Here is a 13,798-nt window from a genome sequence, read left to right as displayed (position 1 = left end):
TATAAAATAACGATAATTCTTATGATTTCTCGACTTTCATCGTATTGACTTGAATAGTACCCTGATCAGCATAAATCGTCCATGGATTCTGGTCCATTTTATAAATACGATTGGTAAAAGCGACATTCTTATTAACATAGACCACACAGATAGATTTTTCGATGACAATTTTTACATCAAAACGTTTATCGGCAGGTATGATCAACGGCGTAAAGTTAAGTTCTGTTTTTCCAGCTGTTCCCCCCAGACTGACTTCCCGATTCATAAAGAGCGAAGGCATGCCCCAGCGATTTGCAGAAGTTAGGTCGAAGGCAATACTATACAACTCAGAAGGATTGTCACAAGCACCAAAAGTGAAACCAAAGTGGTCAGATTGTGAAGCATCTATCGTCATTGATATTTTAACAGCGGTTTTGTTCCGGTTGAATTGTGCATAGCTCCTCCCATTGGACTGCGCTGTTATACGATATGTTTTATTATTTTCCGAAACATTTCCAACGGCATTCAGTTTTTCAAACAGCAGTTCCTTATTAAACTTATTGTCCACAGCAGCTGGAATAACCGGATATAACCTCCCTGTCGGCCCCTGCAGCAGCCTGTGTGTAATTAAACTTCCAGACCAGGGCAGTTCATTATTGCTGTTGATGGTCTGCCCGGTAGAGCACCAGCCCGATAGGTAGCGTGCTGTTCCATCACTGGCTGTCTTGCCAGCATACAGGTACAAGCCGTCAAAAGTTTCATGATGGCCGTTTTCATCTCTACATATTTTCCAGGGGCCATCGGGTGAATCAGCAATGCGGTAAAAAGTCTTGCGATGTGCGTCCCGGTTGATCCGGGAGAATGTTAAATACCATTTGTCACCCATTTTAAATAGATCTGGACACTCCAATATTTCTGCATCCGTTTCAATCTGATACATCCCTACAGCTTGTGCATCTGTCGCTACGACGGGTGTTATACTAGACCAATTGTTCAGATCTACAGATATATATCGTGCAATAGCACCTTTACCATCCTTACGCGTCGTCACCAACATCACATAACTGCCGCGAGTTTCGTCCCAATAGACATGAGGATCCCGAAAATTGTTTTGGTCATAACCCGGAGCGGCCTGTATCGTCCAGGCGGACTGCTTTGTCCAGTTCAGTAAATCTGTCGAAGTCGCGATCATCACTTTTTCGGCCGGATTCAGGTTGCCATTATGCCCCGTATAAAAACAAAAATAGGTCTGATCCTTTTTAATAAAGCTGCCTGTTCCTATCCATTCATCCTGACTTCCCATAACCCCAGCAGGCAATACTTCTGTAAAACCATCAAATGTGGCGTAATCGCTGGTTTTGGTCACCTGAATCGGATGGCGATTGGCATTTTCGTAGAGATAAAACAAATAATAATTTTTATCATCGGCATTGTAATACGGCATGGGATCTCCGACAAATCCTTCTTGTGGCTTATAAAAAGTCTGAAACAGACCGGCTTCCTGTACCGAAGTACAGGAAGTAGACTGATCTACGGCTACTGGATCACTCGGCTTATCGAGAGGCAAGCTTTGATCAACACTTTTACAATTTGTCAGCAACGCCATCACGCATAGCACCGGAATTAAATATAATTTTGTTCTCATTTAGGATCTCAATAAAACCATTAATTACATATTGTTCTGCCATTCCTACAGTGTTTTAATATCCTGGGTTTTGTTTATAGAGGTACTTGCTCAATCTGATCTGTGCTTCGGGAATAGGCAAATACTCATTCTTATCTGCCGTAAAATGAGCTACAGCATAATAAGAACGCCGCGATTTCTCCGTTTCATAATACGCATTCATCGTTTGATCCGCAGTTCCCCAGCGTACCAGATCGAAGAACCGGCCATTTTCCATCGCCAATTCCAAACGACGTTCCCAACGTAAAGCCTTCCGTGCATTTTCCTCATTCCATATGATATTGTCACCATTTTTATACGTTTCGATCAACATTTTATCTGTAGCATACCCCGTCATTGTGGCACTATTTTTTGCACGCAGACGTACTTGGTTGATCAGGGGTAAAGCTTCGGCCGAACGATGCGATTCTATTAGTGCTTCGGCACGCATCAGCAAGACATCGGCCACACGCAGCACAATACGGTTTTTCGTATTCGCAAAAAAGGGAGCCATTGGTACAAAACAATCACAATCAGGATCAACGTTCTCTTTTAACGAAGCATAGACCGAATAGTCCGCCGGATTACGATTCCAGCTCTCTTGATAGGTGCGTTTGGTATTGTATTTATAAGGCAGTCCCGGAATCGCTACGGTGTGAAATAACCTTGGGTCATATTTTTCCGAAGCGTTGAACGTATTTAACGTATTGTAGATATCAAGAGGTACACCCTTTCCTGTCGTGCGAAATGCATTCACCAAGCTCTGACTAGGTTTATTAAAATCGCAGCAGCCCACACCCATTGGCACAGAGAGCACATCCGAGAAATTCACACGGCCAAACTTAGTTCCATCATCTTTTGAAAATTGAACTGAAAAAATTGCTTCTGTACCGTTCTCATATTTCCCGGGCAAAAAGTTGAAAGCGAAGTCCGCTTCAAGTGCATGATTTGAGGCAAGTACAATGTCTGTATTTTCCAACACTTTATTCAGATCGTCCGAGTTAATTCCTGTTACGGCATGTCGTTCGGCATTGTCCTGACGATAAGCTTTATACAAGTATGTTTTCGCAAGATAGGCAGCAGCTGCAATTCGGTTGGCACGGCCAATTTCCGTTTGCGCGGTCGGCAAATGATCTACCCCGTACTGAAAGTCGTCGACAATTTTTTGCCAGAGCGCATCGTTGCTCAACGCTCGATTTGATACCGTTTCATAATTGTCTATCGGCACATTTTCATCGATATAGGGTACATACTTAAAGAGCGTCTTAAGCATAAAATAGAAGTGCCCCCGCAGGAACCTTGCTTCGGCCAATTTTTCCTCCTTTCCTTCAAAACCATTCATTTCCTGAATCGTTTTGATCGTCGTATTGGCACGTGAAATGGCTACATACAGCTGAAACCATAGTTTATCCAACTCCGCAAAATTGGTCGTAATATTGCTGGATACCTCCAAAAAATGGAACGTTTGTATATCCTGCGGCCCCGAACCACCTTTGTACGCATCATCAGACCTTACTGTACCATAAGGCCAGAGGCTAAAAGGTACATCATAATGGTCATTGCCCAAAGCAGCATACGTAGCCGTCAGTAATCTTTCAGGTTCCTTTACCTGGTCGGAGCTGAGTACAGCATTCGGGGTCTGCTCCAGAAACTTAGTACATCCGGACAGTAGACCGGTTGACAGCATCATTATTATCGCTAGTTTATTGGTTATTTTTTTCATTGGAATTCTATTTATTAACATGCTCCATATGGATGGATGATTCTTTTGGTTATTTTGTCCATTATTTAAGGATTCCCGGTTTCTTTTTGCTAAAAGCCAATATTTACTCCCGCGGTCCATGTCGTAGGGATAGGATAGCCCCAGCCTACATTCTCCGGATCTACACCTGTAAAATTCTTCGATTTGACAGTAAACAGATTCTGTCCAGTAAGGTAGACGCGTAATCGGCTCATCCGCAAACGAGAAGCGGTTGCGGTGGGTAACGTGTATCCAATGGACAGGTTTCGAAGTTTCATATAGGATCCATTTTCAATAAAATAATTAGACAGTCGGCCTTCATCATTATTGTTTGTCGTCTGCAATGCTGGAATTGTCGAAGTTGGATTCTGCGGTGTCCAAGCATTGAGCAGGCGCACACCCTTGTTGGAGTTTACATCATCTACACTCCAAAAATCAGTCTGTTTTTTTAGCCAATTTTCAACATCTATCCCCTGCACCCCCTGAAAATAGGCTGAAAGGTCGAAGCCCTTATATTTCAGTGCGATATTCAAACTATAGGAAAAATCAGGGTGTGGGTTTCCAATCCAGGTACGGTCCATGTCTGTAATTTGCTGATCTGCATCGTATACATTTACGTAGCGCAATCGCCCGATCCCTTTCCCCGTTTGGTTGACATGATTGTCAACATCCATCTGATTTTGAAAGATCCCATCGGTTACATAACCATAAAACGAACCCAACGGCCTACCAATAATATTATCCCCCTGGCGTCCACCGTAGGAGTTTTCCACGGCTACAGGCAAGTGCGTTACCTTGTTTTTATACGACGATAAGACAGCGGTCACATCATACTCCAAACCAAAAGCGGTCTTATTGCGGTATCCCAAAGTAAAATCCAGGCCTTTGTTTTCCATCGAAGCCCCATTGGCCCAGCGATACCCCCCCTCACCTACAACACCAATATAGGCGGGATTAATCAGCATATCTTTTGTTGCTTTGACATACCAATCAACCGACCCGTAAAGACTTTGGCCAAACAGCGTGAAGTCCAAACCGATATTGGTCTGCGTCGTAGTTTCCCACTTTAGGTCGTTGTTTTCTGTCTGAATTTTCCGGTATCCCGAAGGTAAGATTCCAGTTCCCGAACCCGAAAGATCATAAGCCGTACCGTCGATGATATTCCATGTTGGGTCACCGACTCCATACTCAGGCACAAAAAGTGCATAAGTCGCTAGATTACCAATCCCTTGATTACCAGTCTGCCCCCAGCCCACACGTAATTTAAGATCAGAAATATAATCTTTGGTATTCGCCATAAAACGTTCGGATGAAATCCGCCAGCCTGCTGTTACAGCCGGAAAGGTTGCAAAGCGGTTATTTTTGCCAAAACGGGAAGAGCCGTCGTGTCTCACTGTAAAGGAAGCCAAATAACGGTCATCAAAAGAATAGTTTGCTTTTCCAAAATATGACAGGAGTGAAAAGCCTGTCGAGGTACCACCGACGGCAGCAATACCAGTACTTACGCCAGGCCACATATACTCAGGTGTTTCGATAGAAAAAGCCCCATCACCACCGGTATAAGCGTTAAAATTAATATCATTCTGACGATTCATTTCAACACCAGCCAATAGGTCTATCGTATGATTAGCAATCTCTTTTCGGTAGGTTGCCGTATTCGACCAAGTCCATTTCATTCCATGTGACTGTTCCATATTGACAGCACTTCTATCGCTGTTCATAAAACCCGAACGGTAGGAAACTTGCAGGTTACGTTTATAATAATTACCATAATCTATCCCATAGCTTGTCCGGAGATGCAAATCTTTAATAAGCTGCAAATCGGCATAGGCATTTCCAAATAACCGCCAATAGTTGTATTTATTATTTCTGTTGTCATGCAGCAGGCGTACCGGATTATGGCGATCGTTCATTCCCAGCGCTGGACCGCCCCAACCAATGCCGTCAACAGTATGTACCGGTATGATAGGCAATGCTTTCAGGGATAGATCAAGCACATCTCCGGGTACCTGTACTTCGCCTGTATTGTTCACCGTAAAATTCTCCCCGACAACCAGCTTACCATCAAAAAGTTTGTAATCGGCATTCATCCGAGCTGATATGCGCTGGAAATCCGTATAACGAAGAGTTCCGTTATTACGCAGATAACCCAAGGAGAAGTATGAACTCGACCTATCCGTTGCCGAACTCAAAGTGGCATTATAGGATTGGAGCAGACCAGGTTTGGAAACTTCATCGAACCAATCCGTATCTGCGGCATACATGGTATGCTCGCGGTCGATATATTGTGGTATAACGACCTTGTTTAGCTGTGGCAGACCATTGGCGTCATTGTTCCACTCAAACTGATAACCAATATTATTGCTGTTCGGATTACCACCGCTATTAATCGTAGCCTGCCATAGCGCCTGTCCATACTGCTGGGCATTCAGCACCTTCATGCGGTTGTTAAAATGTGTGCTGGTTGCATAGGCATCAACCGTAAGTTTTGGTGCGCCGGGTTTTCCTCTTTTGGTTGTAATCACAATAACGCCATTTGCTGCGCGTGATCCATAGATACTTGCTGATGAGGCATCTTTCAGGACTTGAATGCTCTCGATGTCGTTAGCATTAAGCTCATGCATTCCACCCTGTGTAGGTACGCCATCGATGACATAGAGCGGATCTTGACTACTGTTGATCGAACTGATACCGCGCATCCGTACCGTGGCAGCTCCGCTGGGACTACCGTCAGAGGTTACCGTCATACCTGCTACGCGTCCCTGAAGTGCTTTCATTGGATTGTTTTCAGGCGCTTTCATCATTTCTGTCACATTGACGACGCTTACCGCCCCAGTCAGGTCCTTCTTGCGCTCGGTCTGGTAGCCTGTAACAACCACTTCATCAAGTCCCTTTTCGGTGCTGATCAATCGGATATCCAGAAATTTCCGATCACCCAATAGCATAGTCTGAGGTTCATAGCCTACATAGGTTATTTCCAAAGTACCTTTGTTACCCGATACCTGCAACACAAATTCCCCTTTTTCATTCGATTTGGTTGCCTGAGTGGTTCCCTTGACCACTAATGACGCTCCAGCGATGGGAGCTGCTGTTCCGCTGTCCGAAATCCGCCCCCGAATTTCTGTCTGCTGCGCGAAAGCAGCTACCGAAAAGAGCGCCAAAGACGGGAGCAACATAACTTGCTGTCTTGTAAACATAATTGGTTATTATAAGTAGATTATTAATTAGATTATTTGTCTTGCTGTTGGTTATTTTATTTTTTTCGTGTCATAAACAGCTATTGTTTCAGCTTAGGTCACTATCGCGAAAGATTGGATTCAGCCAATGGAAGCGGTTGATATCTTCAGGACTATAAGCGGGGCATGCACCGCTGCTCTGCGTCACAAAACCACTGAGCGTAGCCGCAAATTCCAGTACTTCCTCAAGTTGAACACCATTCTGCATCTGAAACCTCTTGGCCAGAAAAGCTGCCAAAAATGAATCCCCGCTTCCAATCGTATCCTCTACCTGAACCTTCAATGCCGGAAAATGATAACTTATATTGTCTCTTTTAAAATGATACACTGCTCCGTCTGCACCATACGTTACTATAGCTTCCTGAATTGCAAAACGTTCCATGATTAGATCTACACGCTGCTGATCAGTAGAGGTAGCTGTAGCACCATTCCAGTCCGAAATAATGTGCAGTTCTTCGGCATTCATTTTCACAAAATCAGCATATTTTAAAAGGCTATGTATTTTTTCAGGACCGAAATATGGAGCGCGCAAATTGACATCCATCACGCGGAAACGTGCTTTTTCCAGTAACAACAACAAGCTTTGAAAACTTACCTCATCCCGACAGGCTAAACTACCGTATACCAAAAAATCTACGGCTGCAACCTCTTCCAGCACAACAGTATCCACCGCAATTCTATCCCAAGCAACAGGGTAAACGATCTCGTATTGTACATTGCGTTCCGCATCAATCGTAACCTCGACCGTTGAGGTGGGTAAACTGTCGTCAAACTGAAAAAATGTTGTCGGAATTCCCAGTTGCTCACACGCAGAAAGCAGTTCGCTTCCATTTTCATCACGCCCTATGCGTGTCAGCATACGCGTCACAACGCCCAATTTATTCAGGTGATACGCTACATTCAAAGGAGCGCCACCCAATTTTTTGCCAGTAGGTAGATTATCCCAAAGAACCTCTCCAAAACAAATACCTTGTATTGATTTATCTCCGTTTCTCATATTTACTCTTTTTTATACAGCGCTTTGGCTGAGTGCCAAAACAGTGTACCGAATTGATTATTTTAATTTCCCTTACAAATACCTATTTAATGCAGATTGATGGTCTGCCCCATATCTTCCAAAGACCGTCCTTTTGTCTCGGGCATAAATTTCACTACATAAATAAGCTGCAATACCATAAACAGGGCAAACATCAGAAAGGTGCCACCACCGCCAAGAATCTCCGTCAGTGCTGGAAAACAAAAAGTGATAATTGCTGCCATCACCCAATGCGTCAGGCTACCAAATGTCTGCCCTTTGGCCCTTACATCATTTGGAAAAATTTCGGAAATAAACACCCAGATCACTGCTCCCTGCGAGAAGGCGAAAAAAGCGATAAAACTCATCAGGTAAATGGTAATGGCGAATCCTGTTGTCTGTTCGGTGTAGAAAGCCTGCGAGACCAATGCTAGCGATACGATCAAACCCAGAGAACCCACAAGCATCAATTTTTTGCGTCCTACCTTATCAATAAAATTGATCGCCACCAAGGTGAAAATAAAATTGATAACACCGATACCGACTGTGGATAGCAGCGAACTCTGCGAGCCGAGGCCAGCCATCTCAAAGACACGCGGCGCATAATAAATAATCGCATTGATACCCGAAAGCTGGTTGAATAACGCAAAACAGAGGGCTAACAAAATCGGTTTGGCATTTTCACGTATAAATAATTTACCTTCGCCCGCCATCCTATCGTTAGATTCCTGGATTTTCTCGATTTCAAGCTCGTAACCTTCAGAATTTATTCTTTTCATGATCTTCGTTGCTTCGGACAAATTATTTTTATGTAATAACAGCCACCTCGGACTTTCGGGAATAAAGAAGATCAATATAAAAAACAAGAGCGACGGAAAGCATTGCACACCCAGCATCCAGCGCCAGGACTCTTCCCCCAATTGTCCGATAAAATAGTTGGATAAGTAGGCAATCAGAATTCCCAATACCACATTAAACTGAAAGAGGCCCACCAACTTGCCTCTTGAAGCCGCAGGGGAAATTTCCGAAATGTAAATTGGCGCCGTCACCGAAGACACACCGACCCCGATTCCCCCCAAAAAACGGAATAAAATAAATACAGTCCAGTCATTCGCCAATGCGCTCCCAATGGCGGAAATAAAATAAAGTGCCGCCACAGCAAATAATGTATTCTTCCGACCAAGCTTATCCGAAGGCAACGCCCCCAATGCAGCACCGACAACAGTACCTATTAAAGCGATAGCCATTGTAAGCCCATGCTGAAACTCGCTCAAATGCCAATGCTCCTGTACTGCCTTTTCGGCCCCAGAAATCACTGCTGTATCAAAGCCAAATAAGAATCCGCCCAACGCCACTACAAATGACCAGGCTAATACGGTGTTTTTGTTCATGTTTTCCCTATAATTGATTAACTCAAATTTAACTCAGGATTCATGCTAACTTAAATTTGGACACAGCAAAAACATGTATTTATGTAACATTTTTAAAAATACATTAAATACTTATATATCAATATTTTATAGTAAATTCATCTTTTCAAACTTTTAGTTTTTGGACATATCCTATAGAAAATGATACATATTTATCTCAATCTGTTTTAGTGTAATAAATACACTAACCATATACTGATTATCTAAAAAAAGTGAAATGATGTATATTCGGATTGTAAAGGGAAAAAAAATCATGGGGAGACACACCGTTTATGGCCTATTGATCCTATTCCTTTTTTTGGGTTGTCAATCAGTAAGCCAAAAAAAGAAGCGGGTCATCGCTTTTTCGCAATGCATTGGGAATGATGCCTGGAGACAGACTATGCTCGAGGAAATGAAACGCGAACTTTCTTTTAATCCCGACATTGAATTCCTATACCGGGATGCCCATGGCAACAATGCGCTGCAAATTGACCAGATACGCGAACTTGCCAAAGCAGATATCGACCTTTTGATCGTTTCACCCAATGAGGCCGAGCCGCTTACTCCCATTGTTGATTCCATATACCAGCTTCATATCCCTGTGATCGTAACCGACCGCAAAACCTCTTCGGGTCAATATAATGCATACGTAGGGGCAGACAACTTGGCTATTGGTAAACTTGCAGGTCAATATAGTCAAACTGTCCTTCAAGGCAAAGGCAAGGTCGGATTAGTGACCGGACTATCGGGGACATCGGCTTCCATCGAGCGCGAAAAGGGCTTTAAACAAAGTATTTTAGCAGCATCTGGCCTGCAAATAAACGGTATTATCCACGGGGGATGGGAAAAAAATACTGCCTATGCCGAAACGCGAAAGCACATCAGTCAGATGGCGCAAAGCGATGTCATTTTTACTTTCAATGACCAAATGGCCATGGGCGTAAAAAAAGCCCTGGACGAAGCGCAGTCCAAAAAAGATATTAAAATCATCGGTGTAGATGCGCTGCCCGGACCAGGCAATGGTTTGGAACAGATTATGCAAGGCCATATGTACGCTTCCATGCTGTACCCCACAGGCGGCACTGAAGCAATCCGAATAGCGCTAGCGATTATCAACAATCAGCCTTATAAACGCGAGAACATCCTTGCTACCTCCGTTATTGACAAAACAAATGCAGAACTACTCGCACTGCAATCCCATAAGATCCAACAGCAACAAATAGATATCGACAAAAGACAGGAATTTATTACCGAACAGAACCGTATTTATCAGAATCAAAAGTCTGTACTCAATGTCCTTGTTGTCAGTCTGGTGCTCGCAGTCGTTTTTGGCGGTGTTTCCGTCATTGTCATCAAAAGCAATTGGGAGAAAAACAAACATCTCGAAATCAAAAATGGCGAAATCTTGTCCCAGCAGCAACAAATCGTTGAGATGAACAGTCAGATTCAGCAGGCAGCGGAAATTAAAAACAATTTTTTTACCAACATCTCCCACGAGTTCAAAACTCCCCTCACCCTTATCCTGGCGCCAATAGAGGATCTCGAAACACGGAAGGATCTTGCCGACGATATCAAAGATCAATTGTCACGTGTCAAACGAAGTGCGAAAAAATTGCAACGCCTGGTAAGCGATCTCATCGATATCCATCGCATCAGCAAAGCAAAGATCAAGCTTCAAGTTTCAGCAGTACAGATTGACCCTTTTATACAACAGGTAATCAACAGCTTCAAGCCGCTGCTCAAAAAAAACAGAATATCCGTCAGCTACGTTAACAAAAGTATATTAAAAGAAGTATGGATTGACGAATACCTGATGGAACAGGTGCTATCCAACCTCCTTTCCAATGCCATAAAACATACCGCAGCCAGTGGAAGAATTGAAATCTCATTGGAAGAAAATAGCTTCAAAGATTACTTCTACTTACGCGTATTGGACAATGGTTTAGGAATTGCCCCTATTGATATAGAGCATATTTTTGATCCTTTCTATCAAGGAACAGGTAGCAGGAATGGCTCTGGGATTGGTCTTGCTTACGCCAAACAGATTGTCGAGCTACATCATGGCCAGATCACGGCCAGCAGCAAATTAGGCCATGGTTCGATCTTTACACTACGGATGCCCATAGGCAATGCCCATTACGAGCAAGAAGAGCTCCTAAAAGATGAATCTGGCATAAAACCCATATTCAAGCAGCAAGAATATCTGGAGCCTGAGATCAAGTCCCCCCAAAAGAATCTTTCCTTTCATTCTGATAAATCAAAAAGCATTCTGATTGTCGAAGATAATGATGAAATCAGAGACTACCTAAGATCTATCTTAGAAAGCGACTACAATTTATTGTTGGCCAGAGATTCGCGTCAAGCCAATAATTTTATGAAAACGCACTTCCCCGATTTGGTACTCACCGATATTATGCTACCTGACGGCAGTGGCCTAGATATCCTCAAAGATGTTAAAACCTTCTATCAGACCGCTCATATTCCAGTCATTCTGTTGAGTGCACTTGCCAACGAAGAGACTATCCTTGAGGGAAGCCTTTTAAAGGCAGATGACTATATTACCAAACCTTTCAATGCAGCCCTCCTTAAGGTGCGGATTGCCAATATCCTACAATCGAGGCATCAGCTGAAAGAAAAATATAGCAGCACTGTGGAGCAATTTGATACTTCACAGTCTGACAGCATCAACGACAACGACAGACGCTTTCTCAATAGTTTTTCGACCATTGTCGAATCAAAGCTGTCCGATTCAAGGCTGAGCGTCGACGATATTGCCAGCGAACTCCACTTATCGCGCGTGCAGCTCTATCGAAAGGTTAAACAGTTGCTCGACTGTAGCATCAGCGAATATATTGTCGAAAGGAGGCTCAAAAAAGCCAAAAGCCTGATGGCAGATGGCCTCCATATCAATGAGATCTTTAGCAGTGTCGGTTTTTCATCGGCTTCCTATTTTGCTTCAGCATTTAAAAAGAGATATGGACAGTCGCCAAGCACTTTTAAAAAAGAGCTTGACAGAAAATAATAGAACAAAAAATCAAATAAAAAAACGGTTAAGCAACTAGTGCTTAACCGTTTTCAATCAACTCGTCGCCACACTCAAAAGGTATTCCCAAATCATGTTAAATGTGCGATTAATAACCTGGATTTTGTTTCAGTGTCCCCTTACTGTTATCAATTACAGCTTGTGGGATTGGCCATAATTCATTTTTGTCAGCTTTGAATGTTCTGTTTTCGGAGAAAAAGCGGTCAGTTAGAGACGTGTAGGTTACTTTCCCTGTTTTTGGATCAACCGTTCCTTGTGACAAAGCACCATTCACTGGACCGTTCAACACATCTTTCGCTATTCCCCAGCGGACAATATCAAAACGACGGCGTCCTTCACCCGCCAGTTCGACGCGGAGTTCTCGGCGTACCAATTCACGTAATTTGCCCTGACCGGCATATACAGCTTGGTCAACTTTTGGCATTTTGGCGCGTTCGCGTACCAGATCTATATTTTCATATACGCTGTTATCAATCTTTCCCAGTTCGATTTTTGCTTCTGCATTTAATAATAGCATCTCTGCATAACGCATGACAATAATATTGGTTCCAACATTCCATATGTTAGCATAACTGCCTGGGTTTTGGATATACTTCTTGTAATTATAGGCAGTACTGGATGCATTATCGGGACCGGAAGGGTAATCTTCTGATTTTGGGTTCAGCGGATCAAAATATTTGCCATTGTACGAGGCTCCAGGGTAAACAATAGTTGCCCCCAGGCGCGGGTCCCTATTTTCATAAGGATTTGCAGGATTATAATTTGTCGATTCGCTAATGGTTTTTCCATCTGCCGTCTCAAATGCATCTACCAGACTTTGGGTAGGCACAATTGATCCCCATCCCCCCATGGAATTGGGTAGCATAATGCCAAGCATGGTATACCCTTGTACATTGGCTATATACTCAATGTTCATCATCACTTCACTGTTATTTTCATTTGCCTCCTCAAATAAAGTAGCATAGTCATCAAAAAGTTTATAGGTTCCTGCGGAAATGATTTCTTCGGTAGTATTGATTACCTCCTGATGTTTTTTCTGGAAGGCATAACAACGAGCCAAGAGCCCTAAGGCAGCACCTTTGGACATTCTCGCACCGCCTCTTGCGTAAGACAAATCAGCAGCAGCTTCCTTTAATTCTTTTTCCACAAATTCCAGCACTTCTTTCTGGGTATTCGCTGGAATGTAAGCATCTTCTTTAGCTAATGTTTTAGTGATGATTGGCACGGCTCCAAATAAGGTTGCCATATCGAAGTATCTGTAAGCACGGATCACTCGAACTTCGGCTATCAACTTTTTTCTTTTTTCGACAGCCATCGGTGCTTTATCAATATTCTCCAAGATATAATTTGCACGACGAATATGTTCATAGGTATACCTTGCTTCGGCATTTCCAGAATTTGTTGGTGTTGCTGTACCGTTTCCTAGACCTTGAAAGCCCTCCCATGGAAAATCGCTATTGGAATTATCTGAGGTACAGTCCATATAAAAGATTTGCGTTCCATCTTCCCAGGCAGAACCCTCGTTCATTTTTCCGTCCCCATCACTTGTTCCACTATACAATCCAGTCACAGCAAAGTCCGCCTCCGCTTCTGTTTTCCAAAAATTATCAGCATTATAGGCATCTAAAGGTTCTTGATCCAGTTTCTGACACGAAAATAAAAGTGTCGCAACACTTAGTGCTATGGTTATATTTTTAAGTTTCATGATT

At 43.1% G+C, this 13,798-nt stretch carries 7 protein-coding genes; 1 reads left to right on the top strand and 6 read right to left on the bottom strand.

Annotation, left to right across the window (positions count from 1 at the left end; all coding sequences use genetic code 11):
- Window positions 1-19: 19 nt before the first annotated feature.
- From HPC41_RS18655 to HPC41_RS18635, 5 genes are all read right to left on the bottom strand, one after another.
- Entirely contained in the window at window positions 20-1,624 is a 1,605-nt protein-coding gene (locus HPC41_RS18655) for a glycoside hydrolase family 32 protein (RefSeq protein WP_172395531.1), read from the bottom strand.
- 55 nt (window positions 1,625-1,679) lie between these two features.
- Complete coding sequence (locus HPC41_RS18650) at window positions 1,680-3,365, bottom strand: RagB/SusD family nutrient uptake outer membrane protein (protein ID WP_172395530.1); 1,686 nt, start codon at window positions 3,363-3,365, stop codon at window positions 1,680-1,682.
- Window positions 3,366-3,454: 89 nt separating this feature from the next.
- The gene (locus HPC41_RS18645; RefSeq protein ID WP_172395529.1) at window positions 3,455-6,580 is read right to left on the bottom strand and encodes a SusC/RagA family TonB-linked outer membrane protein; all 3,126 of its coding nucleotides are present in this window, start codon (window positions 6,578-6,580) and stop codon (window positions 3,455-3,457) included.
- A gap of 88 nt (window positions 6,581-6,668) precedes the next feature.
- Window positions 6,669-7,616 carry a carbohydrate kinase family protein gene (locus tag HPC41_RS18640; RefSeq protein WP_172395528.1) on the bottom strand — a complete coding sequence of 316 codons (948 nt, stop codon included), beginning with the start codon at window positions 7,614-7,616 and terminating at the stop codon, window positions 6,669-6,671.
- Window positions 7,617-7,702: 86 nt separating this feature from the next.
- Complete coding sequence (locus HPC41_RS18635; protein ID WP_172395527.1) at window positions 7,703-9,025, bottom strand: sugar porter family MFS transporter; 1,323 nt, start codon at window positions 9,023-9,025, stop codon at window positions 7,703-7,705.
- Between the two features lie 292 nt (window positions 9,026-9,317).
- Here HPC41_RS18635 and HPC41_RS18630 point away from each other — a divergent pair, with 292 nt between their 5' ends.
- Window positions 9,318-12,068: a substrate-binding domain-containing protein gene (locus HPC41_RS18630; RefSeq protein ID WP_172395526.1), complete on the top strand. Its 2,751-nt coding sequence runs from the start codon at window positions 9,318-9,320 to the stop codon at window positions 12,066-12,068.
- A gap of 109 nt (window positions 12,069-12,177) precedes the next feature.
- Here HPC41_RS18630 and HPC41_RS18625 read toward each other — a convergent pair whose 3' ends face one another.
- Complete coding sequence (locus HPC41_RS18625; RefSeq protein WP_172395525.1) at window positions 12,178-13,794, bottom strand: RagB/SusD family nutrient uptake outer membrane protein; 1,617 nt, start codon at window positions 13,792-13,794, stop codon at window positions 12,178-12,180.
- Window positions 13,795-13,798 lie beyond the last annotated feature (4 nt).

The sequence above is a fragment of the Sphingobacterium prati genome, from assembly GCF_013167215.1.
Lineage (GTDB): Bacteria > Bacteroidota > Bacteroidia > Sphingobacteriales > Sphingobacteriaceae > Sphingobacterium > Sphingobacterium prati.
Note: the sequence above shows the minus strand (reverse complement) of the source record. Positions and strands in the feature narration are given on the sequence as shown.

Excerpts from the sequence above, each read along its gene's own strand:
- HPC41_RS18655 (WP_172395531.1), bottom strand. The coding sequence starts at position 1,624 with ATGAGAACAAAATTATATTTAATTCCGGTGCTATGCGTGATGGCGTTG.
- HPC41_RS18650 (WP_172395530.1), bottom strand. The coding sequence starts at position 3,365 with ATGAAAAAAATAACCAATAAACTAGCGATAATAATGATGCTGTCAACC.
- HPC41_RS18645 (WP_172395529.1), bottom strand. The coding sequence starts at position 6,580 with ATGTTTACAAGACAGCAAGTTATGTTGCTCCCGTCTTTGGCGCTCTTT.
- HPC41_RS18640 (WP_172395528.1), bottom strand. The coding sequence starts at position 7,616 with ATGAGAAACGGAGATAAATCAATACAAGGTATTTGTTTTGGAGAGGTT.
- HPC41_RS18635 (WP_172395527.1), bottom strand. The coding sequence starts at position 9,025 with ATGAACAAAAACACCGTATTAGCCTGGTCATTTGTAGTGGCGTTGGGC.
- HPC41_RS18630 (WP_172395526.1), top strand. The coding sequence starts at position 9,318 with ATGGGGAGACACACCGTTTATGGCCTATTGATCCTATTCCTTTTTTTG.
- HPC41_RS18625 (WP_172395525.1), bottom strand. The coding sequence starts at position 13,794 with ATGAAACTTAAAAATATAACCATAGCACTAAGTGTTGCGACACTTTTA.